The organism is Vibrio penaeicida (genome assembly GCF_019977755.1).
Classification (GTDB): Bacteria; Pseudomonadota; Gammaproteobacteria; order Enterobacterales; family Vibrionaceae; genus Vibrio; species Vibrio penaeicida.
The window spans coordinates 2,335,282-2,362,085 of sequence record NZ_AP025144.1 but is presented as its reverse complement, the minus strand read 5'-3'; the positions used below and the strand labels follow the sequence as shown (position 1 = coordinate 2,362,085).

The 26,804-nt window shown below is 47.3% G+C and carries 27 protein-coding genes; 22 read left to right on the top strand and 5 right to left on the bottom strand.

The features are described from left to right. The first annotated feature begins 323 nt into the window (after positions 1 to 323). From LDO37_RS10585 to yidD, 3 genes are all read left to right on the top strand, one after another. Entirely contained in the window at positions 324 to 2,066 is a 1,743-nt protein-coding gene (locus LDO37_RS10585) for an ABC-F family ATP-binding cassette domain-containing protein (protein ID WP_224055191.1), read from the top strand. A 62-nt stretch (positions 2,067 to 2,128) separates the two neighbouring features. After that, positions 2,129 to 2,683 carry a GNAT family N-acetyltransferase gene (locus LDO37_RS10580; RefSeq protein WP_126608386.1) on the top strand — a complete coding sequence of 185 codons (555 nt, stop codon included), beginning with the start codon at positions 2,129 to 2,131 and terminating at the stop codon, positions 2,681 to 2,683. Next, positions 2,655 to 2,987 (top strand): membrane protein insertion efficiency factor YidD, encoded by a 333-nt coding sequence (gene yidD / locus LDO37_RS30355; protein WP_126608387.1) that lies wholly within the window; start codon positions 2,655 to 2,657, stop codon positions 2,985 to 2,987. Before LDO37_RS10580 ends, yidD begins: the two co-directional genes overlap by 29 nt. Before the next feature lie 98 nt (positions 2,988 to 3,085). Here yidD and LDO37_RS10570 read toward each other — a convergent pair whose 3' ends face one another. Further along, complete coding sequence (locus LDO37_RS10570; RefSeq protein WP_263422453.1) at positions 3,086 to 3,688, bottom strand: TetR/AcrR family transcriptional regulator; 603 nt, start codon at positions 3,686 to 3,688, stop codon at positions 3,086 to 3,088. Between the two features lie 274 nt (positions 3,689 to 3,962). Between LDO37_RS10570 and LDO37_RS10565 the strand changes: the two genes are divergently transcribed. From LDO37_RS10565 to LDO37_RS10475, 19 genes are all read left to right on the top strand, one after another. After that, on the top strand, positions 3,963 to 4,934 hold the full coding sequence (locus tag LDO37_RS10565) for an AMP-binding protein (RefSeq protein ID WP_126608389.1): 972 nt from the start codon (positions 3,963 to 3,965) through the stop codon (positions 4,932 to 4,934). Continuing rightward, positions 4,927 to 5,697: an ABC transporter ATP-binding protein gene (locus LDO37_RS10560; protein ID WP_126608390.1), complete on the top strand. Its 771-nt coding sequence runs from the start codon at positions 4,927 to 4,929 to the stop codon at positions 5,695 to 5,697. The genes LDO37_RS10565 and LDO37_RS10560 overlap by 8 nt, the downstream gene beginning before the upstream one ends. A gap of 57 nt (positions 5,698 to 5,754) precedes the next feature. After that, positions 5,755 to 6,636, top strand: coding sequence for a branched-chain amino acid ABC transporter permease (locus LDO37_RS10555; protein ID WP_126608391.1), 882 nt, complete (start codon positions 5,755 to 5,757; stop codon positions 6,634 to 6,636). Positions 6,637 to 6,638: 2 nt separating this feature from the next. Then, complete coding sequence (locus LDO37_RS10550) at positions 6,639 to 7,706, top strand: branched-chain amino acid ABC transporter permease (RefSeq protein WP_126608392.1); 1,068 nt, start codon at positions 6,639 to 6,641, stop codon at positions 7,704 to 7,706. A gap of 78 nt (positions 7,707 to 7,784) precedes the next feature. Beyond that, positions 7,785 to 9,125, top strand: coding sequence for an ABC transporter substrate-binding protein (locus LDO37_RS10545; RefSeq protein WP_221768549.1), 1,341 nt, complete (start codon positions 7,785 to 7,787; stop codon positions 9,123 to 9,125). Between the two features lie 98 nt (positions 9,126 to 9,223). Continuing rightward, positions 9,224 to 10,024, top strand: a complete 801-nt coding sequence (locus LDO37_RS10540; protein WP_126608393.1) for an ABC transporter ATP-binding protein — start codon at positions 9,224 to 9,226, stop codon at positions 10,022 to 10,024. A 137-nt stretch (positions 10,025 to 10,161) separates the two neighbouring features. Continuing rightward, on the top strand, positions 10,162 to 11,811 hold the full coding sequence (locus LDO37_RS10535; RefSeq protein WP_126608394.1) for a GMC family oxidoreductase: 1,650 nt from the start codon (positions 10,162 to 10,164) through the stop codon (positions 11,809 to 11,811). Further along, the gene (locus LDO37_RS10530; protein ID WP_126608395.1) at positions 11,811 to 12,263 is read left to right on the top strand and encodes a hypothetical protein; all 453 of its coding nucleotides are present in this window, start codon (positions 11,811 to 11,813) and stop codon (positions 12,261 to 12,263) included. Before LDO37_RS10535 ends, LDO37_RS10530 begins: the two co-directional genes overlap by 1 nt. Further along, on the top strand, positions 12,263 to 13,030 hold the full coding sequence (locus tag LDO37_RS10525) for an electron transfer flavoprotein subunit beta/FixA family protein (protein WP_224056021.1): 768 nt from the start codon (positions 12,263 to 12,265) through the stop codon (positions 13,028 to 13,030). The genes LDO37_RS10530 and LDO37_RS10525 overlap by 1 nt, the downstream gene beginning before the upstream one ends. After that, entirely contained in the window at positions 13,030 to 13,986 is a 957-nt protein-coding gene (locus LDO37_RS10520; protein ID WP_126608397.1) for an electron transfer flavoprotein subunit alpha/FixB family protein, read from the top strand. Before LDO37_RS10525 ends, LDO37_RS10520 begins: the two co-directional genes overlap by 1 nt. Before the next feature lie 5 nt (positions 13,987 to 13,991). Continuing rightward, positions 13,992 to 15,980 (top strand): (Fe-S)-binding protein, encoded by a 1,989-nt coding sequence (locus tag LDO37_RS10515; RefSeq protein ID WP_185829842.1) that lies wholly within the window; start codon positions 13,992 to 13,994, stop codon positions 15,978 to 15,980. Between the two features lie 19 nt (positions 15,981 to 15,999). Beyond that, positions 16,000 to 17,943: an acetoacetate--CoA ligase gene (locus tag LDO37_RS10510; protein WP_126608399.1), complete on the top strand. Its 1,944-nt coding sequence runs from the start codon at positions 16,000 to 16,002 to the stop codon at positions 17,941 to 17,943. Next, positions 17,940 to 19,094: a thiolase family protein gene (locus LDO37_RS10505; RefSeq protein WP_126608400.1), complete on the top strand. Its 1,155-nt coding sequence runs from the start codon at positions 17,940 to 17,942 to the stop codon at positions 19,092 to 19,094. Before LDO37_RS10510 ends, LDO37_RS10505 begins: the two co-directional genes overlap by 4 nt. Further along, complete coding sequence (locus LDO37_RS10500) at positions 19,091 to 19,546, top strand: Zn-ribbon domain-containing OB-fold protein (protein ID WP_126608401.1); 456 nt, start codon at positions 19,091 to 19,093, stop codon at positions 19,544 to 19,546. The genes LDO37_RS10505 and LDO37_RS10500 overlap by 4 nt, the downstream gene beginning before the upstream one ends. A gap of 15 nt (positions 19,547 to 19,561) precedes the next feature. After that, positions 19,562 to 20,011, top strand: coding sequence for a MaoC family dehydratase (locus LDO37_RS10495; protein ID WP_126608402.1), 450 nt, complete (start codon positions 19,562 to 19,564; stop codon positions 20,009 to 20,011). After that, complete coding sequence (locus LDO37_RS10490) at positions 20,012 to 21,220, top strand: MFS transporter (protein ID WP_126608403.1); 1,209 nt, start codon at positions 20,012 to 20,014, stop codon at positions 21,218 to 21,220. A 32-nt stretch (positions 21,221 to 21,252) separates the two neighbouring features. Further along, positions 21,253 to 22,677 carry an aldehyde dehydrogenase family protein gene (locus LDO37_RS10485; RefSeq protein ID WP_224055188.1) on the top strand — a complete coding sequence of 475 codons (1,425 nt, stop codon included), beginning with the start codon at positions 21,253 to 21,255 and terminating at the stop codon, positions 22,675 to 22,677. A gap of 9 nt (positions 22,678 to 22,686) precedes the next feature. After that, positions 22,687 to 23,871 carry an acetyl-CoA C-acetyltransferase gene (locus LDO37_RS10480; RefSeq protein WP_126608404.1) on the top strand — a complete coding sequence of 395 codons (1,185 nt, stop codon included), beginning with the start codon at positions 22,687 to 22,689 and terminating at the stop codon, positions 23,869 to 23,871. A gap of 158 nt (positions 23,872 to 24,029) precedes the next feature. Continuing rightward, complete coding sequence (locus LDO37_RS10475; protein ID WP_126608405.1) at positions 24,030 to 24,386, top strand: YibL family ribosome-associated protein; 357 nt, start codon at positions 24,030 to 24,032, stop codon at positions 24,384 to 24,386. A gap of 176 nt (positions 24,387 to 24,562) precedes the next feature. Here LDO37_RS10475 and LDO37_RS10470 read toward each other — a convergent pair whose 3' ends face one another. From LDO37_RS10470 to LDO37_RS10455, 4 genes are all read right to left on the bottom strand, one after another. Beyond that, positions 24,563 to 24,898 carry a hypothetical protein gene (locus LDO37_RS10470; RefSeq protein ID WP_224055187.1) on the bottom strand — a complete coding sequence of 112 codons (336 nt, stop codon included), beginning with the start codon at positions 24,896 to 24,898 and terminating at the stop codon, positions 24,563 to 24,565. Between the two features lie 265 nt (positions 24,899 to 25,163). Next, entirely contained in the window at positions 25,164 to 25,544 is a 381-nt protein-coding gene (locus tag LDO37_RS10465; RefSeq protein WP_126608406.1) for a hypothetical protein, read from the bottom strand. Between the two features lie 275 nt (positions 25,545 to 25,819). Continuing rightward, a complete protein-coding gene (locus tag LDO37_RS10460) occupies positions 25,820 to 26,284 on the bottom strand; it encodes a GNAT family N-acetyltransferase (RefSeq protein ID WP_126608407.1) in 465 nt (154 codons plus the stop codon). Positions 26,285 to 26,453: 169 nt separating this feature from the next. Next, a complete protein-coding gene (locus LDO37_RS10455) occupies positions 26,454 to 26,789 on the bottom strand; it encodes a hypothetical protein (protein WP_224055186.1) in 336 nt (111 codons plus the stop codon). Positions 26,790 to 26,804 lie beyond the last annotated feature (15 nt).

Sequence of the window (26,804 nt, the reverse complement as noted above, 5' to 3'; positions counted from 1 at the left end):
ACCGACCTCTCTTTTTTTATGCGTAAAGTTTCTCAAGGCTATCTTTTTTTAAGGTGATAAATCTATTATCGCGCTACCCATTTACAGCGGCGTAACCATCGCCCCAAAGAAAAAGGAGGAATTAATTATGTTTGTGTGTCGCCCATTTAGCGCACGTCACTTTGCTATAGTGAACCACTCAAGACATTGCGATATCGTGCTGCGATAATCCAGGCTTGAGCGAATACAAAACCATTCTATTCAGAGTGCTCTTCTCTTGAGCTCTTGGATTGTTGTCAGCGTAGTTTGACAAGGGCATCGTGCCCGCAATTCTTGAGAAACTTATGAGTACTTTATTATCAGCACAAACTCTTACTATTGAACAACCTTCAAGCACTTTGTTTGAAGCGATTTCTTTCACCCTGCAAAAAGGCAACAAAATTGGCTTAATTGGTCACAACGGTTGTGGAAAAAGCTCGCTACTTGCCGTGTTGAGTGGCAAATCAGATTCTCACACTGGAAGTGTTACCAAAGCACACCGCTGCGTGGTTGCCAGCGTAGAGCAGTACCTTCCTGCCGCAGTTGAGCACGCCAGTTTGATTGAAGCATTGGCAGAGCAATTACCAGAGCTCGATGAACGATGGCGCGTTGAAGCGTTATTGGCGGAATTTGGTTTTAGCGAAAGCCAATGGCAACAGCTTGCTTCCTCCCTCAGTGGCGGGCAGCACATGAAACTCTTGCTGGCAAGAGCGCTTATTACCCAGCCCGATCTATTGCTTTTAGATGAACCCAGCAACCACCTAGATTTACCCACCTTGCTATGGTTAGAGCGTTTTCTTAACACATGGCGTGGCAGCTTTGTTTTGGTGTCTCACGATCAGACTCTTTTAGACAGCGTAACCAATACAACTTGGATTATGAGAGACAAAGGGCTCTATAGTTTTGATTTACCTTGTAGCGAAGCGAGGCAAGCGCTCTCAGAGAAAGACATGGCTGACGAAGCGCGCCATAAGTCGGAGCAAAAGGAGATTGACCGGATCGAAAAAAGCGCCAAACGTTTAGCCGTTTGGGGCAAAGTTTACGACAACGAAGACTTAGCTCGTAAAGCCAAACACATGGAAAAGCGCAAAGATCGATTGGTCGAGCAGCAAACCGAACTTACGCAAGGTTCACCGTGGACGTTAACCTTGTCGGGTGAACGTATGCAAGCGAATCGCCTGTTAGAACTCGAAAACACCCAAGTGAAAGCACAACCTCATCTTCCTTTGCTATTTGAGGCTATTCACCAGCAAATCAAAAGTGGTGACAAAGTCGCGATTTTGGGGCGAAATGGCAGTGGTAAATCTTCTCTTATGCGCATGCTTTGGGCTGCGTACTCCGATGGTTACAGTGTTGGAGGAATAGTACTTCATCCAAAAGCAAACATCGGGTACTACGATCAGAGCTTAGAGCAGCTAAACGGAGAGGAAAGCCTACTCGACGCGCTGTATTCCTACGGGAATTTAACGGAAGAAGTACGAAAGCGTTCATTAAACAGTGCCGGCTTTCCATTTAACCGCCATGAACAGAAGGTAAAGGAACTCAGTGGTGGTGAGCGTTCCCGATTATTATTTATTGGGCTAACGCTCGCAAACTATCATTTGCTCATGCTGGACGAGCCAACCAACCACTTGGATTTAGAAGGGAAAGAAGAGCTTTTCGAAACCTTAAGAAACTTCCAAGGTGGCGCGTTGGTGGTCAGCCACGATCGTCGACTTATCGAATCCAGTTGCAACCGATTCTGGCTAGTGTCCGACGGCAAACTGGAAGAGTACCTCGACGTTGATGAAGCGTACCAGCGTTTGGCTTTTGAAAGTGACGATCTCCAAATGGGCAGTTCTTCTGAGCTCAATAAGGAAAGCAACACTAAGGACGTAAGCAATTCTGTCGATTCGGAAAGTGATGAAGAGATCATGCTCGAAAGGTTATTGGAGCTAGAAGTCTGGCTTGAAGACGATCTGGCTCGAAAGCCCAAGCATCAAAAACCAAAGCTTCAGTCACAATGGCGAGAAGAAATTGCGTTAATTAATAGTAAGTTAAACCTATAAAAAAGAAGCTCCCCAAATGGGGAGCTTCTTTTGATCCTGAGTTCTGTTTTTAGGTAATTTCTATGACTGTCATTATCAGAAAGGCGTTCGAAGATGAATGCCAGGCTTTACATAATTTGGTCACCAAAGACGAGGAATGGACGAAATACAACGGTCCTTACTTTGGCTACACCCGTCCAACGAAAGACGTGTTTCGAACAACTACATTCCAGCGGCTTCTCAAAGGGGAGGACATTCAGGTAATTGAATGGAATGGCAAACCAGTGGGTACAGTTAGCTGCTATTGGGAAGACGAAAACACCCGTTGGTTAGAATCTGGTGTGGTGATCTATGACTCCAAAGTATGGGGGCAGGGCATAGCACATCAGGCGCTGAGTCAGTGGGTTTCACACATATTTGCCACACGAGAACTAGAAAGAGTGGGGCTTACAACTTGGTCAGGTAACCCTGCAATGATGAAGTGCGCCGAAAAACTGGGCTTCAAACTTGAAGGCAGGCTGCGAAAAGTGCGTTTCTATAAGGGTACATACTATGACTCCGTAAGATACGGAATACTAAAGGAAGAATGGATGCAATTGGGGAGTGTGAATGAGATATCTAGCCGTCGTACTGATTAGGTTTTATCAGCGCTTTATCTCTCCATATAAAGGATTTCGATGCGCACACGCCTGCTTACACCAAGGGGATTCCTGTTCTGAAGCCGTTAAAAAGATCATTCAGGAACACGGTGTGTTTTCATCAAGGACAAGAATTTCACAGCGTTTTTCAGCATGCAGAGTCGCAAACGATACTTTGAAGCGAGATAGGAAAAAGAAAAAAGACAAAAAAGAAGGTGATCAATTTTGTGACAATGCAAGTTGCTGTGTAGACATATTGTCATTGAAAAAAGACTGTTCTGACTGTTCTTGCGATTGTTGGTAAATGCATTTAGGAGAATGCTGCTATGAGCGAGCAGCAAGCTTCCTACAAATGTCATGTTCATGCATTTTTGAACGCCGAGTACATAGAACAGCGAGTTCTTATTCGAAGAATTGATTTTCTTCTAAATACTCGTGTGCGCCAATGGCTCTGAGTACCAAATCACTGAATATATTTCCTATCTCTTCGTCTGATTGACGTCCCCCAGGTTTAAGCCACAAGAAACTATAGAAAAACATACCGAGCAGACCTTTAACAGCAGTCTTATCGATCTTTCTGAATTGCCCTTGAGCCGTTCCCGCTGCGAAAGCATCTTCCCAAATTTGCTGGTATTCGGCATGTAAGTTAGCGACCGATTGATAGCGTTCACCGGTTAAAGAATGAATTTCTCTGAAGCAAACCGTCATCTCAGCCAAATGCATGCTGATTACGTGCATTAAGTGACGGCTTAGGCTTTTAACGCGCTCTGCTGGATCAATCTGGTTTGCAGTGATTTCTCTTCCCGCTTCGACCAGTTCAACAATATAGCGCGACGAAATGTCATACAGCAGGTTTTCCTTGGTATCAATATGGTGATAGAGCGCACCACGTCCAAGTCCAGTGGCCTCTCCAAGTTCAGCCACTCCTACACCATTAAACCCTTTCTCTGCAAAAAGTGTTGCAGCAATTTGCCGAATTTTTGCTGACTGTTTTGTATCTTTCAGAATCTTACTCCTCGCCCAAAAAAAGTGGACTGTTCAGTACGGTTTTGTATGTGACGGGATGAGTATTCCCAATTTTACTTTTGATGCCATATGTTTGGAAAGTTAAATAATATCTGTTAGGAAAGCAAGCAAAAAATAATCAAATGAAAAATAAATGTTGACTTTTTGTTAAATTGGATCTTTAAATGTGTACAGACCGAACGGTACAGAAATATGAAATTACGCACCATCACAAGGACTGTGGTAAGTGCAGTAGGCATTGACAGGGAAGCATATGAATAGTCGATTGCAGAACAAAGTAACCAACGTTTCTAAACAAGTTTCCATTGATGCGAATGGTTTGAATAATATCGCGATCAAAGCGAATCAATCTCCGGATCAATTCGTATTCGTGCACAAATCGCAAGGAGAGTGGCTAGGATTTAATTGGTCTTGGCTACATACAACACTCGAAAGCACAGCGTCATGTTTGATCCAAAAGGGTCTGTCGTCGGATGCAGTATTGTTGATTAGCGGTAACTATGAGCCAAAACTCCTAGTGTTAGGCTTGGCGGTTTGCTCGATGGGAGGACGAGTCATCCCCATTCCGTCGGCAGCCAGTGAAAAAGAACTGTCGGAACTGATTGAAGCCCATTCCCCGACACATTGCTACATTGAAAAAAGACAAACGTTAAATCGGTGTTTGTCTCTTCCAATATCAAAACCTATAACTTGTTTTTCAACTGGTAGCGAGCCTCGCATTGTGGGTCTGTGGAACACAATTCCCATTGACGAAGTCGTGGTTTGCCAACAGCAACCGCCGACAACCGAATACCTAGACACAGTGTTCATGGGAGAGGGAAAGGTTGGCTGGTGTGATGAATCTACCGATTGGGAATCGGGCATTCAGGTTCTTTTCGATACCACCACAAAAGATCACCTCGCTATCGCATTTCCTGAGTCGTCAGAGTCTTCTGCTCGAGATCGGGTTGAGATTCAACCTACTCATCTAATTTGCTCAAAAGATCGCTTTGGTCGTTACATGAAAGACTTTCAAAGCCGGCTTCCAACAAAAGAGGGTTTGGCGCTTTCACTATCAACAAAAGCGCTCAAGGGATACAAAAGCTGGTGGTCACAACTCCTGTTGAAGCGCCTGAAACGAGTTAACGGCTTCAGTCGGTTGAATAGTACTGATTTGTCTGCGGTAAATCCCCTTAATGCCCGTCTTTCTTCTGTTCAGTTAGAAGGAGAAAACGCACATGGATAGTATCTTAGATGTACGTGATATCTCGTTGTCCTTCAAAGGGGTGAAAGCGATATCCGATTTTTCCTTCTCTGTTACTCGTGGCGAGATCTGTTCATTGATCGGTCCTAACGGCGCGGGAAAAAGCTCAATGCTAAATATTCTGAATGGCGTCTATCGACCCGATTCAGGGGAAATTGTTTTTAACCAAGAACATTTTAAAAAGATACAACCCCTAGAAGCAGCAAAAAGGGGTATCGGAAGAATGTTTCAGAACAATGCATTGTTTAAGAAAATGAGTGTATTAGATAACGTTCTCACTGGGTTATCAAGACACTCAACAGTTGGCATTTTATCTCATGCGTTGAACCTACCTTCTGCCAAACGGGAAGAGGCGTTATTCCGAGAGCGAGCTGAGCAAGTATTGAAGTTTCTGGATCTTCAAGCGCACAGAGATACCGTGGTTGAAAACCTCGCATACGGTGTCCAGAAACGCGTTGGGTTAGGCAGAGCACTCGCCTCCTCCCCAGACATGTTACTGCTGGATGAGCCAATGGCAGGGATGAATAAAGATGAAAAGCTGGAAATGGCAGAGTTCATCTTATCAATCAACCAAGAGTTGAACGTGACGGTTGTTCTGATTGAGCACGACATCAACATGGTGATGAACTTGTCTGATCATGTTGTTGTGCTTGATTACGGGCGTAAGGTTGGGGATGGCACCCCAGACGATGTTCAAAATAACCCCGAAGTTATCGCTGCCTACCTTGGAGAAGATAATGATTAACTTCAATTCATCTCTCAGTTCGCTTTTCTTTGCGCGCTTCTCATGGAGTTGTTGGCTATGAATATCTTTATCGAAACACTGATAGGCGGTTTATTAGCAGGAACCATGTACACCTTAGTGGCGATAGGGTTTGTTCTGATTTTCAAAGCCAGCGGTGTGTTCAACTACGCCCAAGGCTCGATTCTACTGTTTGCTGCGTTAACGTTAGTCACCCTGATTGACTCCGGTTTTCCATTTTTTATCGCGATCATTCTTACTCTGGTTGTTCTTGGCATAGGTGCCGTTGTGATTGAAAGAACGGTGCTGAGACCTTTGGCAAATCGAAGCCCTATGACCCTCTTTATGGCAACACTGGGTTTGTCTTATGTTGTGGAAGGGCTGGCACAAGGGCTTATGGGAGCTGAGGTTCGAGCTCTAGATATCGGTATAGAAGATCTTCCGATTTTTATTGGAGACATACTGATTAGTGAATTCGATCTTTATGCTGCCCTCATTGCCGTTACTTTAGTTGCGGTACTGGCCAGCCTGTTCAACAAAACAAGATTGGGCATTTCTCTTCGGGCAGTTGCCGACGACATCAGAGCCGCGCAAACCATCGGTATTAACTTGAACCGAATCTGGCAAATTGTTTGGTTTGTTTCTGGCGTAGTGGCATTGGTAGCGGGAATGGTTTGGGGCGCGCGACAGGGCGTCGCATTCTCCTTGTCTTTGGTTGTACTTAAAGCACTCCCTGTGCTGATCATCGGCGGGTTTACCTCCATAGGTGGAGCTATTGTAGGCGGCTTAATTGTAGGTGCCGGTGAAGCATTGGCCGAAACCTATCTAGGGCCACTCATTGGTGGCGGCATTTCCTCTTGGTTTGCGTTCTTGCTTGCACTGCTGTTTTTGTATGTTCGTCCTGCCGGGCTATTCGGTGAAATTCAGGTTGAGAGGGTGTGAAAATGTTGAGCATGGATACGCACGCACAAGTTGCCAGTAAATTTTTGCCTTCGAGTACGTTCAAAAGACCTCAAAATAGGCTGTCACTTGTCCTATTCATGGGGCTTGCCATTCTGTTTCCAATGGTGATGTCGGAATATTGGGTCTCCGCAGTATTACTGCCAGTATTGATTCTGGCTCTGGCTGGAATAGGGCTGAACTTACTAACAGGTTACACGGGGCAAGTATCGCTAGGTGCAGGTGGCTTCATGGCCGTCGGTGCTTACGCGACCTATGCCTTTGCGGTACACGGGAATATTCAGTTTTTGCCTTTGACCATTTTACTGGGTGGGGTGGTTGCTGCGATCGTCGGTTTTTTGTTTGGTTTACCGAGTTCAAGGTTGAAAGGCTTCTACGTGATGGTTACAAGCCTCACGCTTCAGTTTTTTATAGAGTGGCTATTTACTCAGGTTGCGTGGTTCTACAACTTTGGTGCTGTCCCGACCATCTCTTTACCACCAATGGAATTGTTTGGACTTGATATTAACGACTCTTCAACGGTTCGCTATTACTTCTCCATTCTCGTTATCTTCGGTCTCACTTGGGTGGCGTGCAACTTGGTAAAAAGCCCCGTTGGAAGAAATTGGATGTCGATACGGGATATGGACACCGCCGCCGGAGTGATTGGCATCAACGCCAGAAAATACAAAACGTTAGCGTTTGCAGTTAGTGGTTTTTATCTTGGTATCGCTGGCGCTTTGTGGGCATTTGTTTTTCTTGGAACGGCCAGTACGTTGAGTTTCCAGATTGAGCGATCATTCCAGATTTTGTTCATCATCATTATCGGTGGTATGGGCTCAATTCGAGGTTGCTACATTGGCGCTGCATTTATCTTCTTAATGCCTATCTCCATTGATTATTTCGTGAAAACCTTTCTTGGCGGCAGTATCGACCCAGGCATTTTGTCCAACCTCAACAAAGTTATATTTGGTGTACTCATCATCTGGTTTTTGATTAAGGAGCCAGAAGGAATTACTCGAATGGTCAGTAACTTGGCAGCACGCATAAGGAACTGGCCACTCCGAATCTAAGCAGAACGGAAAGATTAAGTATTTCTTTTCATAAAGACTGAGTAGCCGCGGATTCGGCTACCATCAACAAGGAAGCACATGATGAAAAACTACATTTCACGGAGTCTTTGCGTCACCGTTATTGCGTTGTCTTCGTTGCTTGCACCCGTTGTGTCTTCGGTTGCGAATGCAGCAGACCAATTTATACCACTCCCGACTTATCGAGTCGGTCCCTATGCCTCAAGTGGCGCCCCTTGGTTTGCAGGGGAGATCGACTACTTCACATACATCAATGAAGTGGAAGGTGGCATAAATGGAGTGAAGCTGAACGTCGAAGAGTTTGAGACAGAATACAGCCCCGATCGCGCAGTTGAAGTATACGAGCGGATAAAAGATGGCAAGGGCGGGTCGCCAACACCGTTCTTTATGACCCATTCTACGCCTGCGACCTATGCACTTGGTGAGCGCGCCAGAAAAGACAAAATCCCATTGATTGACCCTGCAGGTGGGCGACCAGAATCGTTGAACGGCTTAGTTTTCCCGTACGAGTTTCCGTTGCTGTTTACCTACTACTCACAAGGTTATGTGGCGATGTCGTACATTGCTCAGCAAGAGGGTGGGTTTGAGGCTCTAAAAGGCAAAAAGATCGTTACCGTTTATCACGACTCAGGGTACGGACGTTCGTCTCAACCCATCATGGTGAAACTGGCTGAAAAATACGGGTTTGAAAACATTCAGATCCCAGTCGCACACCCCGGCAGTGAACAGTCTGCAATATGGCGTCAGGTTCGCGGTATTCGCCCGGACTGGGTAGTACTTCGAACTTGGGGTGTAATGACGCCAGTCGGTATTAAAACGGCTAAGCGATTCGGTATTGATATCAATAAGATGATTGGTGACGTTTGGGCTGGCTCTGAAACCGACATGATTCCGGCCGGCGCTGCCGCGATTGGCTACAAAGCTCTGGCACCTTATCCGGGCGGTACGGATTTTGACATCCATAAGCGTCTTCGTAAAGAAATCATCAACACTGGTAAAACGGATCTCAAAGACCTCCGCGGGTTCGGCACCGTGTATTACAACATCGGTATGGTGAATGCAGCGCTGGCAGTAGAAGGGATGCGAACCGCTATGACCAAATTCGGAAATCGCCCAATCAATGGTGAGGAGATGCGCTGGGGGCTCGAAAATATGGAAATAGACAACCAGCGTCTTAAAGAGCTTGGCATGGTTGGTCTGCTTCAAGAGTTGAAAGTTACGCCTAGTGATCACGAAGGTGGTGGCGCCGCGCGTATTCAGGAATGGGATGGCACGAGCTTTAAGCTTATCACCGACTGGATTAAGGGAGACCAATCTCTTATTGCTCCTCTTATTGCAGAGAAATCTGCAGCGTTTGCGAAGGAGCAAGGAATCACACCTAGGGACCCAAACAACCCATGAGGTTTAGGAGTGTGGGTGAGCCATTTGGCTTGCCCAAAGCTCCGATGGGCTAGGTTGAACCTGTTAGACAAGCTGAACCGAGGATTTAGGGAGGATGCATGAATCGTCAACAGAATGGAAATGAAGCGAGCAAAGAGCTGCTTGTGGTAGACCAGATTGAAGTCATTTATGACGAATCTGTACTCGCTGTTTCGGATGTCTCCCTTACCGTGAATCGCGGCGAAATTGTGACTGTTTTAGGTGTAAACGGAGCAGGGAAAAGCACGACATTAAAAGCGATATCTGGGTTAGTACACGCAGACCGAGCAAAAGTCAGCAAAGGACGTATCCATTTTAAAGGTGAAAGCAATATCGGTGTTGCTGCTCATCGGTTGGCGCATCGCAATATTGTTCACGTACTTGAAGGAAGACATGTCTTCTCGCGTCTAACGGTCGAAGAAAACCTGAAAAGCGGCACCTTTCTACACAAGCTATCGAACCAGCAAGTGAAAACGGATCTGGAGCGTGTGTATCGCTGGTTTCCAAGGCTCAAAGAGAAACGTGCTACTCAGGCCGGTATGTGTTCTGGAGGCGAACAGCAAATGTTAGCCATAGGCAGAGCACTGCTTACTCGCCCAGATTTGGTGCTGCTTGATGAGCCCTCTATGGGGTTAGCACCGATTTTGGTTCAGGAAATCTTCTCGATCATTGCCTCACTCAATAAGGAGGAGGGAATGTCTTTTCTTGTAGCGGAACAGAATATACGCCAGTCCCTTAAATACGCGAACCGCGCCTACGTGATAGACAGCGGAAAAGTAGTGCTTTCAGGAAGCGCTCAGGATCTCGCGCAAAGGGACGATCTACATCAAATCTATTTAGGACAACAGAGCGAAGGTAGTGCACCTGAAGAAGCACATTAAGAAAAGAAAAATACAAATAAAAATAACAAGTTAGAAATATACGCAATGGATTAAAGATAACACATCAATAACGCATAGAACGGCACAGCGCGGTTCCGAAATACTGCCTCTGCTGAACACTGTAAGGATGGTAAGACATGAGCAAACGAGTCAAAGAATCTGAAATCGCTGATGTAGTCATTATCGGCTCCGGACCGTCTGGTTCTGTGGCAGCAAGATACCTAGTCAAAGCAGGGATGTCTGTTGTTACTTTGGAACAGGGAGACTGGGTTGACCCTGGTGACTACCCTGGCGATAAACCGGAATTTGAGCTGGCGGGTGGTAAGCAGTGGCATCCCGCTCCCAATGTTCGTGATCGCGAACGCGATTACCCAATCAATACAACAGAAAGTGATATCGAACCTTTGATGGCATCGGCAGTGGGCGGAAGCGGAACCATTTGGGCCGGACACTGGGTGCCTTTTCTTCCATCTGATTTCAAAGTACGAACATTAGATGGTGTTGCTGATGATTGGCCATTCAGCTACGAAGACTTGCTGCCGCACTTGCTTGCTGTTGAACATGATGTTGGCTTGTCTGGAACAGGAGGCAACCCTGCGTATCCTCCTCAGTCTGGCTATCCGACACCCAACATACCTATTGGCAAAGTCGGAAATCGATTAGCGCAAGGCTTGGACAAGCTTGGCTGGCATTGGTGGCCGGGTTCCAATGCGATTCCGTCGGTGCCTTACAATGGGCTTAATCCTTGTGCAAGACGCGGGACCTGCATGTTCGGCTGTAACGAAAAAGCGAAATGGTCGCCGGATCTTGCACTTTTCCCAGAAGCGATAAGAGGTGGGCTGAAACTCATCTCTGGCGCACGTGTGCGTGAAATCGAGTACGACGATTACAAACAGCGCGTCACTGGTGCCATTTACATCGACAAGAATGGCCGTGAGCGTCGTCAGCGAGGAAAAGTCGTGATCCTATGCGCCAACACCATTGGTACGCCGCGCATTCTGCTCAATTCAAAATCCAAAACATTCCCTAACGGTTTAGCCAACAATTCAGGTCTGGTGGGCAAACGCCTAATGATGCACCCATTCGGACTGGTCATGGGGCATTTCCCTGATGACTTGCAAAGCTGGCAAGGACCATCCGGTATGTTGATCGATTCGTTCGAATTCTATGAAACCGATGAGAGCCGCGGCTTTGTCCGTGGTGCTAAATGGGGTGGCATGTCCGGTGGCGGTCCATTGAGTGCTAAAGGCTTTGTTGGATCTGAAGTCTTTAAAGATGGCGGAAAAGTGGAAGACGCTTGGGGTAACAATTGGCACGACATGATCGAACGTCGATTTGGACGAACAGGATTGTACGCCATTATCGGTGAAGATCTCCCAGAAGAGTCCAATCAGGTCACCCTTGATAGTGATTTGACAGACTCCGACGGTATTCCAGCGCCAAAACTTGTGTACAAAACATCGGATAACTCAAGGAAACTGCTGGATTTTCACAACGCACGAGCCGAAGAGGCTCTTGTGGCGGCAGGCGCCATTGAAACGCAGGTGTGTCCGCAAATGCGCGAATCTGGCTGGCATCTATTGGGTACCGCAAAAATGGGGAACGAGCGAGAAAATGCCGTCGTGAATCAGTGGGGGCAGGCTCATGATGTGCCAAACCTATTCATCTTTGATGGCAGTACTTTCCCAACATCTGGGGGAGTTAACCCAACAGCAACCATTATGGCGGTAGCCCACCGTCAGACCATGCATATTATCCGTGAAGCAAGAAATGTGGAGGTTTCATAATGTCTGGAGCAAATCAACTGACTGAAGAAATCCGGCAGACCATCGCCAAAATCGCAGATTTTCTGATCCCTGAATACGGTGAAAAACCTGCGGCGTCCGATGTAGGCGTTCACAAGGAGATACTCGATAAGGTGTTCTCTGTTCGACCCGACCTCGTTCCGGATTTTATGCGTGGCGTTCATTTTGTGGATGGAAAAGACATTTCTGAAGCGATGAATGCGCTGTGCGTTGAAGACCGACGCGCCTTTGATGCCATAACCAATGTCGTTTCTGGTGGTTATCTGTTATCGGAGCAAGTCAGAGAAGTCATCGGCTATCCCGGACAGGAGCCAGCACCTTATGACCCCTATGAAACGCCAGAGTACATGACCAACGGCATGCTGGCCCGAGTGGCAAGACGCGGTTCCATTTATCGACCAACACCTTCAGTCGAGACTCAGAAGGAGGAATGATGAAAATTGCAGTCATTTTAAGGCTCAACCCAGTCCTTTCGGAAGAAATCGAACTGACTGAGGATGAGCGTGACATTGATAGAGAGTGGATCGGATTGGATTTAAACCCATTCGATGATCAGGCACTTGAACAGGCTGTCCTGCTCAAGGAGTCCTATGGCGCTCATGTAACCGCCATTGCACTGGAAGATGAAGGCAGTAACCGAATGCTCAAAACAGCATTGGCAAGAGATGCAGATGCCGTCTACCACATTCCCGTGGATATTGAAGAAGAAGAGAGTCGTTCATCACAGCGAGTGGCTTCTGCCTACGCGGAAGCCATTCAGGAAATAAAGCCAGATGTTGTCATGGTAGGGGTGCTTTCCACGGACGATGTGTACGGCGAACTCGCTCCACATTTGGCGGCGCACTTGGGGTGGTCTCAGGTCAGTGCGGTTTCTGATGTTCGTATCGACGAAAACAACGTCATTGTCCGACAGGAATATTCAGGTGGTCGTGCGGCACTTCTTAGCCTGACTACCCCTGCGGTTATTGGGGTTCAGGCAGCTACTCAACCTCCGAGGTTTGTTTCAGGAAGCCGCCTGAGAGAATTACTCAAAGTCGAAGTACCTGATTTGGATCTGGATTTGTATCTTCCTGATGATGTCTCTGAAGATGCACAGCTCGCACTGCCAGATCTAGAAGATGGCGCAGAGATGCTGGAAGGAGAGCCTGATGAGATCTCAGATCAGCTCTATCAACTGTTGAAGGAAAAAGGATTTGTCTGATGCAGAGTTTAATTCTAATCGAACATGATTCGGGGAAGGTTTCGGACTCCTCATTGGAGCTGATTCAAATGGCGTCCAATCTAAACCTTGAAGTCACTGCGTTGGTGTGCGTGCAGGATAGGGAAGCCGCCAGTCGCATTGCATCACAGCTTCCTGCTGTATCGCAGCTGTTGGCTGTAGAGCATGAACTGTTTGGCAACTATTTGTCCGGTGAGGTGATGGTGTGCCTGAATCAGGCAGTAGAGCATGTTCAACCTGACCTCGTCCTCTTGAGTTACAGCACCGCTGGTGTTGATTTGGCAGGTGGCGTTGCGCATGCGCAGTCCATTCCTTTGGTCGCTTACGCCCTTGAAATGGCGATTGATGGCGACGCGCTGTCGGTAACTTCTCAGGTTTATGGCGGCAAAGTGCTTGCTCGAAACCATGTCTCGCTGCCTGCTGTTGTGACCGTTATGCCCGGAGCGGTTAAATATGAGATGGAAGCAGGTCCAACACCAGAAATTGTCTCTTTCGATGTTGCCGGATTAGGAAACTCAGGTATTGAGTTTGTAGGAATGCTTGAACCGGACAGTGATGGCGTTGATCTGACGAAAGCGGATCGAATTGTCTGTGTAGGTCGCGCTTTGGGTGGAAAGGAAAAACTCCCCGTTGTGGAAGCGCTGGCGGAAGCTTTGGAAGCCGAGGTCGGTGGATCGCGCCCCGTTATCGATGCGGGCTGGCTGCCCAAAGCGCATCAGGTTGGGAAATCGGGAACAAAAGTAAAACCGAAACTTTACTTGATGGCCGGTGTGTCTGGTGCTCCGGAGCATCTTGAAGGTATGCAGGAATCGGACTTGATCATCGCATTAAATTCGGATGAACAAGCGCCCATTTTTAATAAAGCCCATTATGGAGCGGTGTGCGACATGTTTAATGTTCTGCCAGCGCTAACCGAGCGAATCAAAGCTGGGGAGTAATGGTCATGTCATCAATGCAATCACTTCTCCTTTGGGTTATCACGCTTCTGGCGTTTGCCATTACGTTTTGGCGTTTTTGGCAAAGACTCAAACCGCTAAAAAAGGCCAGATCGATAGAACGATTTGACCACATGAGTGAGCGGTTGAAAGGCGTGTTTGGGGACGTAGGAATGCACAAACGCCTTCTAAAAATCCGCTATTCAGGCGTGTTGCATTTGATGATATTCAGCAGCTTTATCGTACTTTTTACCGCGATAGTTCAGGCGTTTGGCTCGGGATTGTTTCCTGGTTTCAGCCTGGTTGCTTATGGTGGCGAGACGTGGATTGCTCTGCTTCAGGAATTGTTTACTGTCATCATAGTCATCGGTGTCGGTCTGGCAGCATGGCAGCGATTGATTCTAAAACCCGCGCGGTTTGAAGGTTCAAACCAAAAAGATGCGGTGATCATTTACTGTCTGGTGCTCGGGATTGTATTCACCATGATTCTGGAGTTTTCTGCTTCCATTGTGGCTTCACAACTCCCCAGTCACGACTTTCGACCCATATCAAGCATGCTGGCTAACGGTATGCGGACACTGGGAATGACGCCTGAAGCAGGCAACGTCGCCACTGGGATTTTCTATTGGCTACATATTCTGGTGATCTTGGGCTTTCTGATTTACATACCCGGTTCAAAGCATCGCCACATGTTTACCGCAGGGCCCAACATTTTCTTCCGACCCCTTGAACCCAAAGGGCAACTGCGTTCACCGGATTCCAGCCAAGACGCGGCAAGTGGTGTGTCGGTCGTTGAGACGTTTGATGATTTTTCATGGAAAGATTTGCTCGATACTTTGTCGTGTACCGAGTGTGGTCGGTGTCAGGCGGTATGTCCCGCCCATGCGGCGGGTTCTTCATTAAGCCCCAAAACGCTGATTATGGATCTACGCGAAGGGATGCTTAAAGCTAACTCCCAACCAGAAGCGAATGTACCAATTGTTGGCGGAGTTATTGCGACAGAAACCCTGTGGTCTTGCACCACATGTCGGGCGTGCATGCAGGCGTGCCCAGTAAGAATTGAACATGTGCCGAAAATCGTGTCGTTGCGTCGCACCATGGTAGAAGCCGGGGACGTAGAGCCCATGCTGCAAACGTCTCTCACCAGTTTTCAATCTCACGGGAATTCGTTTGGAAAGCCAGCGAAGCAGCGAGCCCGCTGGACTAAGGGGTTGAAGCCGAAACTCAAGGACGCCCGTAAGGAACCTGTCGACATTCTCTGGTTTGTTGGCGACTTTGCCAGCTTCGATGCAAGAGCACAGAAATTGTCTTTACTGGTTGCACAGCTGCTGCAACAGGCGGGTGTTGATGTCGGCATTCTGTACGACGGAGAACGAAACAGCGGAAACGACGTTCGACGAGCAGGCGACGAAGGCTTATTTGAATTGTTGGCACAGCACAACATCGCCCAATTAGAAGCGTGCGAGTTCAATCGAATTATGACAACCGACCCACACAGCCTGAATGCATTAAAGTCGGAGTATCCTGCTTTGGGCGCGAATTACGATGTGCTCCATTATTCCGAGCTGTTGCTGGAGCTGATTCAGCAAGGGAAATTGACCGTCGATAAAAGTGCCTCACATCAGGTGACATATCACGACCCTTGTTATCTCGGTCGGTATAACGATGGGTTTGATGTACCGAGAACATTGATTCAGGCACTGGGGCATGAACTCCACGAAATGCCGAGAAATCGAGAAAACAGCTTTTGCTGCGGTGCCGGCGGTGGGCGAATTTTTATGGACGATACCCATTTCAAAGAGCGACCCAGTGAAAATCGAATTCGCGAAGCCCTGTCCCTTGGGAAGGTGAACAGGTTTGTGGTGTCCTGCCCGAAAGACGTGGTGATGTACAGCGCAGCGGTTCAGGCATTGGGTGTGGAAGAGCAAATCGTTGTTCAGGATTTGGCAGAGCTGGTATGGGATGCCGTGGGAATGGATAAGACTCGGAAAAACTAAGGAAAGCTAGGGACAGTTAATGATGAACAATGAAATACTTTGGAAACCATCTGCAGAACGAATTCGTCAGTCGAGGCTGAGTCAGTTTGCAAAGGACGTTGGCTTCGACCCGAATGATTACGATACGCTGCACCGCTGGTCGGTGAGCGACCTCGGTGGCTTTTGGTCGTCGGTTTGGGATTTCTGTGATGTTGTAGGCGATAAAGGAGAAACCTTCTATGTCCCCAGCCCCACAGCAAGAATGACGGGGGCTCGCTTCTTTCCAGATGCTCAGCTGAGCTTGGCGGAGAACATGCTTAAAGGACCTGACGACGAAGTGGTGGTGTTTACCGCTAATGAATTTGGTCAGCAGGCGCAGTTTACGCGTAAAGATCTCAGGATGAGAGTAGCGAAAGTCGCCGATGGTTTGCGTCAGTCTGGAGTTCAGCAGGGCGATAGGGTGGCAGGGGTTCAACCAAATAACGTCGATGCCTTGGTTGCTTTATTGAGCTCTGTGAGCATAGGAGCAGTATGGACTTCCTGTTCGCCAGATTTTGGTCAGTCTGCAATTATTGACCGAATTGGTCAGGTAGAACCCAAAGTATTATTCGTAGAACCGCGTTATCAGTATGGCGGCAAATCATTTGATATTTCTGAGCGCATTAATCAGGTCGTAGACGGCATTCCGAGCATTCAAACCATTGTGCAAAGTGGTGAAGGTGAATTAGTCAGTGATCGTGCTATTCGCCAAGGCGATTATGGTAGCCAAGAGCCGTTGGCGTATACCCGTACTCCTTTTGACCACCCCATCTATGTGCTCTATACCTCTGGAACAACTGGTGCACCCAAAGCCATTGTTCATCGGGTAGGTGGGGTATTGCTACAGCATTTGAAAGAGCATGTTTTGCATGGCGATGTTCAACGCAATGATCGGGTGATGTGGTACAGCAACACCGCCTGGATGATGTATCACTGGAACCTATCGGCGCTTGCTGCCGGAGCCGCTATTGTTCTGTATGACGGTGCACCCATTTTGAAAACTCCAGACGGTTTGGATTCCACACCACTCTGGAATTTAGCCTCTGATCTTGGTTTGACACACTTAGGCGTTAGCCCTAAGTATCTCGCGACTTTAGCGGCAGAAGCGTTTCTTCCAAATCAACACTACGCACTTTCAAGCCTGAAATCTCTTATGGTTTGCGGTGCGCCGACACTGCCGCACCAGTTCGACTGGGTGTATCAAGCCATAAAAGAAGACATGATGTTTGCCTCCATTTCTGGTGGAACGGAGATATTAGGTTGCTTCTTAATTGGGTCACCGGTTCATCCCGTTTACCGCGGGCAACTCATGGTCAAAGCACTGGGGCATTCCATAGCGGTTTTAGATGATCGGGATATTCCGGTTATTGGAGAGCGTGGCGAATTGGTCTGCACCGAACCTTTTCCCTCGATGCCGCTTACGTTTTGGGGAGAGGATGGTGATAAGCGATACCACGATACGTACTTTGGCGATCGAAACGAGGTGTGGACTCACGGTGATGTGGTTGAATTCACCTATTCGGGTGGCGGATACGTCCATGGTCGGTCAGACAACACACTCAAACCCGGTGGCGTCCGAATTGGCATTTCTGAAATTTACGCTGTCTGCGAACAATATAAAGAAGTGGACGATTACCTTGCATTCGGTCATCAACATGATGGTGACGAAGACGTCGTACTCTGCTTAAAGCCAGCGCCCGGGGAAGACGTATCAAAAATGCTGGTGGCTGAAATTCGCAATCAGATCAGACAGAGTGCTTCTCCACGACATGTGCCCGCCAGAGTGCACATCGTTTCTGATGTTCCTTATACCGTGAATGGAAAACGTGTAGAAGGCGCAGCAAGAACGGTCGTGGCGGGTGGCGTGGTTAAAAATATCGGGTCGATAGCCAATCAGGCATGCCTTGAAGAGTACAAACAACTGACTCGGGAGAATGCCTGGTGAATAACGCAATTGGGATAACAGGCGTTGCTTCTCTGAAACCTCAGCGGCAAACCGAGGGTGTCACAACGCTGGAAATGTTGATGCGGGTTTCAAGTTATGCCGCAAAAGACGCAGGCTTGTCTCCTTCTGATATCGATGGGTTACTGGTTTGCCCGCAAGTGGGTGAAACCCCCCAGCATGTGCCAGCGACTATTGCAGAGTACATGGGGCTTCAACCGACGATGGCGAACGTTGTCGATCTTGGTGGTGCATCCGGAGCGGGAATGATTTGGCGTGCTGTGGCTGCGATTCAAACTGGAATGTGCGAAACCGTATTGTGTGTGATTGGTAATCATCGCAATCCAGAACCCAGCCGTTCACCCAACCGGAACCCGATTCGGGAATTTGATGTGCCTTTCGGTGCTTCCGGTGCCAATATCTCATACGCGCTGCTTATGCAGGCACACATGCACAAACATGGGTGCCGTGCTAAAGACTACGCTCAAATAGCAGCAGGCTCGCGGCAAAACGCACAACTTAATCCCAATGCCATTTTTCACGGAAAGCCGGCAAGTGTTGATGATGTACTGGCGTCGCCAATTATCGCGTCACCTCTCCACTTATTTGAAATAGTGATGCCCGTGGCAGGGGCTGAGGCGGTTATTGTGACTTCCAGCCGTCATTTTAAAAAGGCGAATCATTCTCCGGTTTATCTTCTGGGAGCGGGGGAAAAAGTCACCCATCGCGCTGTCAGTCAGGCACCAAATCTCACGTCAGGTCCTCTTAAACCCGCCATTCAACGTGCATTAAAACAGTCGGGATTGTCCGTTAAAAATATCGATTTTCTCTCGCTTTATGACTGTTACACCATCATGGTCGCCACAACCATAGAGGACGCAGGATTATGCGCACCCGGCGAGTTTGGGCAGTGGTTGTCGAATAACGGCGGAATGGGTGTTGAAGCCAAACAGCCGATTAACACACACGGTGGTCAGTTGGGTTACGGGCAGCCGGATCTGGCTGGTGGCATGACGCATGTGGTGGAAGCGGTTCACCAAATTCGGGGGACGGCAGAGGTGCGCCAAATGCCGTCTTGTCGTACTGCTTTGGTAACAGGAAATGGCGCCACCATGAGCGAGGCCGTGGCTTTGGTTTTAGGAGCGGAGCAATGAATAGGGATCATTTAAAGCATTTGCAAACTTTAGAACGCTTGAAAATGTTAGAGCACTTGCAAGTTCCGGGGCCAACGATAACCGCGCTGACACAACCTTTCTGGCGGGCTGTATCTGAATACGAACTGGAAATACAGCAGTGCCAATCCTGTCATAAGCACATTTTTTATCCGCGTTCGCAATGCCCGTTCTGCTGGGGAGAAGACTTGCAGTGGCAGAGGGTGACAGGAGGCGGAACATTAAAAAGTTACTCTCAGGTAAACAAACCGGGGCATCCCGGATGGATAGACATAACACCCTACTATGTTGGTTTGATTGAACTGGACGAAGGACCAACTTTGTTAAGTCATCTATTTCGGACAAAAAAGGACATGCAAATCGGAGACAGATTCAAGTTTGCACCTACAAACTTGGGGGGTCGGATTTTGCCCTGCTTCGAGCAGGTTAACTAACAAAGGAAACGAGTTATGAGTACGAATGAAGATGGTTGGAAAGGGGTTGTGAAAGGCAAACCGGAAGTGGGGCAAACAGCTTCGAGAAAGCGAACGACTAAACTTGAAGATATTGATGCATTCACTGAAATGACAGGGGACAGAAACCCAGTCCACTTTGATGAAGAACTTGCCAAAAAAACGCCTTTCGGAAAATTGATCGTGCAGGGGGGGGTAACAACAGGCATGTTAAATGCCGCTGTTGCGCAGGATTTGCCCGGTCCGGGAACCGTATTTTTGCATACGGACCTTAAATTTCTGAAAGCGGTTGGCGTGAACGAAACAATAACTGCGACTGTAGTGGTTGAGTCTGTGAGAGACGACAAACCCATTTGCCAACTGAAAGCTACCATTTCGGACAGTGAAGGGGATGTGTGTGTCGAGGGCAGTGCAACCACGTTTACGGTGGCGCTAGAAGGATTGTAAATGAGCGTGATCCCCGAACATTGGAAAGCATTGAGTTTAGCGGCGGCAGCCGTGATTTTGTCGTTAACCACGTGGTTTTCGGCAACTGCCATTCTCCCAGAGCTGATTGTTGTATTTGAACTCACCACAGGGCAATCATCCTGGTTAACCAATGCTGTCCAGGTCGGGTTTGTCGCCGGCGCTCTGACATCGAGCCTGATGTCCATTTCGGATGTTTTGAAACTGACCAGGTTGATGGCAGCCGCGAGCTTGGTCGCCGCGTTATCCAACGCACTGCTTTTAACCGAACCAACGGGTGGTCTCGCCATGTTGCTTCGTTTTATCACGGGTGTGTCTCTTGCTTTCATCTACCCGCCTGCGATGAAGTTTATTGCTACGTGGTTTGTTAAAGGGCGTGGATTGGCAATGGGCGCAATGGTGGGGGCATTAACTTTAGGGTCCGCTCTGCCATTTTTGTTTCGAGGAGACACCGCCAATATCGACTGGCGGCTGGTGATCATCGGCAGCTCGGTGTGCAGCTTTATTGCAGCCATCATTTTCGGATTTTTGCTCAGTGAAGGACCTCACTCTTTTGCTAAGACAAAGTTTAACCCGAGGCAACTTGGTCAGGTTGTTAAGAATCGGCCTGTCATGCTTGCCAACTTTGGTTATTTCGGGCACATGTGGGAACTCTACGCTATGTGGGGCTGGCTTCTGGCTTACATCACTGCGGCGCAATCGAATGGTTTAGAAGTGAGCAATGCTGCATTTCTGACTTTTTCTGTGGTGGCACTGGGCGCTCCGGGGTGTGTTTTCTGTGGTTGGCTTGCCGACAAAATCGGTCGTTGTTACGCCACGTCGATAATGATGATTTGCTCTGGGAGCGCAGCACTTTTAGTGGGGTTTTATTTCGATGGTCCTGTTTGGGTATTTACCCTTGTTGCCATGGTCTGGGGCTTCACGGTTGTGGCCGACAGTGCTCAGTTTTCAGCAGCGGTAACGGAGCTGTCTGATTCGTCGCTGGTGGGGTCATCGCTGGCTTTGCAAATGGGCATTGGTTTTGCGATTACGATTTTTGCTATCTGGATAACGCCGCAAGTTGCACAGTGGCTAGGCAGTTGGCAGTGGACATTTCTAATCTTAGTACCCGGTCCCTTTGTGGGAACGTGGGCAATGTTGAAATTACGTCAGCATCCGGATTCAGTCAGGCTGGCCGCTGGTAAAGGATAATTGGGGTTCACAAGCCCTTTAAGGAAGGAATCATGATGGAAAATATAGGAAAATTTTATATCAATGGTCAGTGGGTCACACCCGATTCCAGCGACACTCATACGCTGATTAATCCGGCGACGGAAGCCGTAACCAGTCAGATCCCTATGGCCAATGAAACGGACGTTAACCGAGCCGTAGCGGCTGCAAAAGCAGCGTTTGATGACTTTTCAATGACCTCCAAAGAAGAGCGTTTAGCGTTGCTGAAGCGTTTATTGTCTCTTTATAACGACGCATACGAAGAAATAGCGCATTTAATGGTGCTCGAAATGGGCACCACCAAAGCGTTTTCAGAAGCGGCCCAGGCGTGGGTAGGCACAGCGCATCTGGAAGCCACTATCGCAGCATTAGAGAAAGAATCCTTCGAGGAAGTTCGTGGAAACACATTAATTTCAAAAGAACCTATTGGTGTATGCGTTCTGATCACGCCTTGGAACTGGCCAATGAATCAACTGGTCGTGAAAGCCGCCCCAGCTCTGGCTGCTGGGTGCACCATGGTGGCGAAGCCGTCTGAGTTTTCTCCGTTATCCTCCATCAAATTTGCCGAGCTGGTTCATCAGGCGGGATACCCCGCAGGTGTGTACAACCATATTACCGGCGCTGGTGACAGTGCTGGCGGAGCTCTGTCTCGTCATCCTGATGTCGACATGGTTTCGGTCACGGGTTCAACCCGAGCAGGGATTGCGGTAGCAAAATCCGCCGCCTCAACTGTCAAAAGGGTAGCGCAGGAGTTAGGCGGGAAATCAGCCAACTTGATCATGCGAGATGCAGATTTGGAAAAGGCAGTGAAAGATGGGGTAACGGCTTGTTATGTCAATTGCGGTCAGGCTTGTCGCTCACCAGCAAGAATGCTGATTCCGGAAGAAAAAATGGAAGACGCTAAACGCTTCGCCAAAGAAGCTGCCGATGCTCACAGCGTGGGCGACCCGATGGGTGATGTTACGCTTGGTCCGGTCGTTAATAAGATCCAGTTCGAGCGAATTCAATCCTTAATCAAAGCTGGCATCGAAGAAGGAGCCACCTTAGTGACTGGTGGCTTAGGTCGGCCAGATGGCCTTTCAAAAGGCTACTTCGTTAAACCTACCGTATTCGCCGATGTTGATAATTCGATGACCATTGCTCAGGAAGAGATTTTTGGACCCGTCATTGCGTTGATTGGTTATAAAACAGAAAGCGAAGCCATTGAGATTGCTAACGACACCGTTTACGGTCTTTCTGCATACATACAGTGCTTAGATATGGAAAAAGCCAGACAGATTGCCCGAAAACTCAGAGTCGGATCCATTTGGATTAATGGTGCAGACTGGGATGCGAATGCGCCGTTTGGCGGCTACAAGCAATCCGGAAATGGTCGCGAGCACGGAGAGTGGGGGCTGGAGGACTATCTTGAAGTCAAATCGACGGCGGGTTACGTCTAAGGTCTGATTATGAAGGACAACGACATATACATTGCCGCAGCAAAGCGATCACCCATTGGAAAGTTAAATGGCGCGTTCGCAAGCTTATCCGCAGCGGAAATTGGTTCGCAGGTCATAAAAGGAATGCTGGCAGAGCATGACTTTGACCACAATTTGATCGATGAAGTCATTATTGGGCAGGTTCTGACAGGAGGCGCGGGTCAGAACCCCGCTCGGCAGTCGGCGGTTTGGGCGGGTTTGCCAAGCCGTATCCCCGCGATGACGGTTAACATGGTTTGTGGTGCAGGGCAGAAGTCGATTCATCTGGCGGCGCAGGCTATCAAAGCGGGAGACGCGGATCTGGTGCTTGCAGGTGGGCAAGATTCTATGACACAAGCCCCGCACGTGTTGCATGCCCGCGCACCCAAAAAGCTAGGCGATCAAGTAATGAAAGACAGCATGATCACAGATGGGCTTTGGGATAAGTTCTACAACATACACATGGGGGAAACAGTCGAACCCATTGCCAGTCGTTATGACATATCCAGAGAAATGCAGGATGAGTTTGCTCTGAACTCGCAACTAAAAACCAAAAGAGCGATGGAATCTTGCCTTTTTGAACAAGAGATTGTTTCCATTAAGGTGAAGACAAACAAAAGTGACGCCATTGTTTCCCATGATGAACAGCCACGCCCTCAGTCATCCCTCAAGAAGTTGTCAGAAATGCCCCCTGCATTTGTCGGACAAGGAACTATTACCGCTGGAAATGCTTCAGGTATCAACGATGGCGCAGCTTCCGTTTTAGTCGGGCGAGGAAGTGCATTGGCATCCGCTGGTCTCAAACCTATGGTTCGAATCGTCTCTTACGCATCCGCGGCATTGGATCCGATAGATATGGGGTTAGGTCCAGTACTGGCATCAAAACATGCGCTATCAAAGGCAGGGTGGACCGTAGACCAGTTAGATGTGGTTGAACTGAATGAAGCCTTTGCTGCTCAATCCATTGCGGTAATGCGAGATTTGTCTCTGAATCCAGAAAAAGTGAACCCCAATGGAGGTGCCATTGCGCTTGGTCACCCCTTAGCAGCATCGGGCTGTAGAATTGTTGTGTCTCTGATTCATCAAATGATAAGAGCAAACGCAAAACGAGGCTTGGCGTCCATGTGCATTGGCGGCGGACAAGGCGTAGCGATTTGTCTTGAGTTAGCAGATTAATAGATTCCAATGAAATTAGCTGGTTGCGTGATAACTTGTAAAAGCATGTTCTGTGGCCTGCGACTTCCCACTATTGCACTTCATCCATTTATAGCTAGGGCAGCAAGGGAGCTTATGCTACACTCGCCGCCCTTTCCTGTTTCAATGAGATGATCACCATGAGCCTAAAGCAAGAACTTCAAAAGCTTCACAATCGTTTAGATAACTGTCAGCGTAAACTAGACGCAGCGAAAGGGCGTGGCGATCAGGAAATGATTTCAAAGTTCGTTGATGAAATAGAAAAAATGAACAAGAAAGCAAACTCAATGAAGCACAAGCAACAGTACGACATGAACAAAGAGCGTAAAAGCTTGCTTGATATGCCATTCTCACGTGAAATCACTAAAGCTGAACAAGCGGATATGGGCAAACTGAAGAAATCAGTAAAAGGCTTGGTTGTTGTGCACCCGACAACAAAACTGGGTAAAGAACTTCAGTTGAAAGTAATGACAGGTTACGCCCCGAAAAAGTTCTAATTTTTTCAGCCCAAATCTAAAAAGGTGGGTGTTCAGAATGCCCTGAACACCCACTCTAATTTTGCTAAATCATTAGCATCTGTCCTTTCCAAATCGAAAATGTCATGCATAGGCATTTTGCAGCGATTATTATCAAACAAATGATGCTTTACGCTTTGTTTTGATAAAAGTATCCATTACTTAATTATTATAGTGTTAATGTCTTCACCATCGCCCCAACGGCTGCACGTATTGAGGCCTTCAATTTTCACGGTTGCACCAGCCAACTTGGCTGCCAATAATTGACTAAATTGCGACTTTCCAGCGGCTGAGTTTTCATCTCTAATTAGCCAGTAACCTCTTGTTGCGCAGCTCGGAGAGCCCGTTTTGGCTGTACCGCCGCTCAATGTTACAAGATGCAAATTATCGGATGCTCTTGCATAAAGCGACTCTACTTTTCCTGTTTGGTATCCAGCTTGAACACCAAAAGTCGCCATACAAAATACTGGGATCATCTTGACTAAAAATTTCATGTTTTCTCCATAGCAAACTAACGCCCAATAAAGTAGCCAAGAGCGGAGAACTACCGCTACTGCATACTACTTTAAATGTGAACTAAATTTATGGGGTATTATACAATGCTACCAAGCTCATATTTGTGGGCTATTTGACCAGTGCGAGCCACTTCACTTTCAATGATTAGGTTACCTATTTTCCTCTAGTTTTCTGATATTTAAAACATTAAGTATAGGGCTATACATTAAAAGCCATGCTTGTTATTTCGACAATTTGTGAGGGCTAGACACCAGCTTGAATAAACACAGCATAATACAGAGGAAGTGATACTACGTGAGCTATGACCGTCCCAATGATAAGTACTTTCTTGCTTGCTACATTCGCTACATGCCGCATTTTTGGTGAGTAAAAAAGGCTGATAATACAGTACGTAGTATAGATAATTAGCCAAGCGATCCAAAACTCATGAACAAAGAAAAACTGTTGGTTGATTTGACCATATACTGCAATGAGTCCAATAGAGAAAAATAAACTACCTGAAAACTCTTCAATTTTTACCTTTAAAGCGCTCGTTTCTTTACCAGTCCAATAGTGATATATCTTTAAAGGAATGATCCCTAATAAATAAATGACATAGATCGAAAAAGCTATTCCCCAAAACATCGGATCCCTCGTTTCATTTTAACGTCCATTTTTCAACACGGACTTGGGCTTTCAAAAAAGGGGGCGAGTATACAGAGTAAATCGGATTGCATATCTTAGATTCCTTATCTGTGCGAGTCATATCATCTTTAGTTAAAAATTGTTCAGCATGATTTGAAAGGTATTCTTAATACGGATTTGTGTGCCTCGCTATTTAGAACTATCAAAACATCCAATCAAGAAAATTTAACGCCTCATTAATGGGCTAGGAATTGCTGGTTGAGGCAAATATTAGGTTAAATGCATTTCACCATAAGTAAGCAAGGGGTTCCTTTTCCCCAAAAATCCACAAGTTCTTCAAGTGGGTAAAAGCCCATACCTATATAGAAATGTCTCGTTTTGTCGTAGTTATTGTCGCAAGCAGACGTTCCTAACGTTTTAACTTGGAGAAGCTTAATCGCTCTCGCTTTTAGATCCGATTCTACAGCCGCTAGTAATCTTCGCCCTATACCTTGGCGATGGTTTGCCTTATCTACGGCTAGTATATGTAATTCTGCGGAGTAGTCATTGTGGTAATCGACGGAAAAGAACCCAACCAACTTATCTTTCTGCCATGCGGTATAGGTACCCAATGTTTCAATCGTACCCACGTATTCTCGTAGCGCTTCTTCACGTCCAAACCACTCTGGTACAGTGCGAAGCACTACCTCACATTGTCTTCCTAACCCTTTTTCAGGACCTTTTATTTCTATGTGATTCAATTTGGTTCCTTGAGATAGTTCGTTGCATATCGGGCATCGTATTTCTCACCAGACCAAAATTCGGTTTTAATCTGTTGCAATGTTTTCCCTCTATAATAAAGAACAAGCGCTAACGCCAAACCAAATGGCGTGTAGCGCATCGTGTTATCTACCTGTATCCGTCTAACCGCTACTGAATTGAACCAATGTATACGGGAGCTGGTGTATTACCATAGGTTGGAAGCGTTGCGCATGTGCCTTGTCCGCCATAATAAAATATCGCTTTCTTGGCGTTATTTTGGATATTTTGCAGCATGCCAACCCACAATGAACAGGTGACAGTATCTATGCCTTTCCATGTGCCTTTTGTATTGCATATATAGGTATAGTCATTTCTGCCAGAATGCAGAATATTTACACTTCCATTCCCGTATACGAGTACTCGATTAACGGTCACCTCACAATTGAAAGCGGCAAATGCATTTGTAGAAACCACCAAAGATAACAATAAGAGTAGCTTTTTCATTTTTTCTCCAATATT

Excerpts from the sequence above, each read along its gene's own strand:
- LDO37_RS10530 (WP_126608395.1), top strand. The coding sequence starts at position 11,811 with ATGTCTGGAGCAAATCAACTGACTGAAGAAATCCGGCAGACCATCGCC.
- LDO37_RS10515 (WP_185829842.1), top strand. The coding sequence starts at position 13,992 with ATGTCATCAATGCAATCACTTCTCCTTTGGGTTATCACGCTTCTGGCG.
- LDO37_RS10580 (WP_126608386.1), top strand. The coding sequence starts at position 2,129 with ATGACTGTCATTATCAGAAAGGCGTTCGAAGATGAATGCCAGGCTTTA.
- LDO37_RS10490 (WP_126608403.1), top strand. The coding sequence starts at position 20,012 with ATGAGCGTGATCCCCGAACATTGGAAAGCATTGAGTTTAGCGGCGGCA.
- LDO37_RS10470 (WP_224055187.1), bottom strand. The coding sequence starts at position 24,898 with ATGAAATTTTTAGTCAAGATGATCCCAGTATTTTGTATGGCGACTTTT.
- LDO37_RS10500 (WP_126608401.1), top strand. The coding sequence starts at position 19,091 with ATGAATAGGGATCATTTAAAGCATTTGCAAACTTTAGAACGCTTGAAA.
- LDO37_RS10520 (WP_126608397.1), top strand. The coding sequence starts at position 13,030 with ATGCAGAGTTTAATTCTAATCGAACATGATTCGGGGAAGGTTTCGGAC.
- yidD (WP_126608387.1), top strand. The coding sequence starts at position 2,655 with ATGAGATATCTAGCCGTCGTACTGATTAGGTTTTATCAGCGCTTTATC.
- LDO37_RS10535 (WP_126608394.1), top strand. The coding sequence starts at position 10,162 with ATGAGCAAACGAGTCAAAGAATCTGAAATCGCTGATGTAGTCATTATC.
- LDO37_RS10540 (WP_126608393.1), top strand. The coding sequence starts at position 9,224 with ATGAATCGTCAACAGAATGGAAATGAAGCGAGCAAAGAGCTGCTTGTG.
- LDO37_RS10565 (WP_126608389.1), top strand. The coding sequence starts at position 3,963 with ATGAATAGTCGATTGCAGAACAAAGTAACCAACGTTTCTAAACAAGTT.
- LDO37_RS10560 (WP_126608390.1), top strand. The coding sequence starts at position 4,927 with ATGGATAGTATCTTAGATGTACGTGATATCTCGTTGTCCTTCAAAGGG.
- LDO37_RS10550 (WP_126608392.1), top strand. The coding sequence starts at position 6,639 with ATGTTGAGCATGGATACGCACGCACAAGTTGCCAGTAAATTTTTGCCT.
- LDO37_RS10495 (WP_126608402.1), top strand. The coding sequence starts at position 19,562 with ATGAGTACGAATGAAGATGGTTGGAAAGGGGTTGTGAAAGGCAAACCG.
- LDO37_RS10475 (WP_126608405.1), top strand. The coding sequence starts at position 24,030 with ATGAGCCTAAAGCAAGAACTTCAAAAGCTTCACAATCGTTTAGATAAC.
- LDO37_RS10555 (WP_126608391.1), top strand. The coding sequence starts at position 5,755 with ATGAATATCTTTATCGAAACACTGATAGGCGGTTTATTAGCAGGAACC.
- LDO37_RS10480 (WP_126608404.1), top strand. The coding sequence starts at position 22,687 with ATGAAGGACAACGACATATACATTGCCGCAGCAAAGCGATCACCCATT.
- LDO37_RS10465 (WP_126608406.1), bottom strand. The coding sequence starts at position 25,544 with ATGTTTTGGGGAATAGCTTTTTCGATCTATGTCATTTATTTATTAGGG.
- LDO37_RS10545 (WP_221768549.1), top strand. The coding sequence starts at position 7,785 with ATGATGAAAAACTACATTTCACGGAGTCTTTGCGTCACCGTTATTGCG.
- LDO37_RS10525 (WP_224056021.1), top strand. The coding sequence starts at position 12,263 with ATGAAAATTGCAGTCATTTTAAGGCTCAACCCAGTCCTTTCGGAAGAA.
- LDO37_RS10455 (WP_224055186.1), bottom strand. The coding sequence starts at position 26,789 with ATGAAAAAGCTACTCTTATTGTTATCTTTGGTGGTTTCTACAAATGCA.
- LDO37_RS10585 (WP_224055191.1), top strand. The coding sequence starts at position 324 with ATGAGTACTTTATTATCAGCACAAACTCTTACTATTGAACAACCTTCA.
- LDO37_RS10485 (WP_224055188.1), top strand. The coding sequence starts at position 21,253 with ATGATGGAAAATATAGGAAAATTTTATATCAATGGTCAGTGGGTCACA.
- LDO37_RS10510 (WP_126608399.1), top strand. The coding sequence starts at position 16,000 with ATGATGAACAATGAAATACTTTGGAAACCATCTGCAGAACGAATTCGT.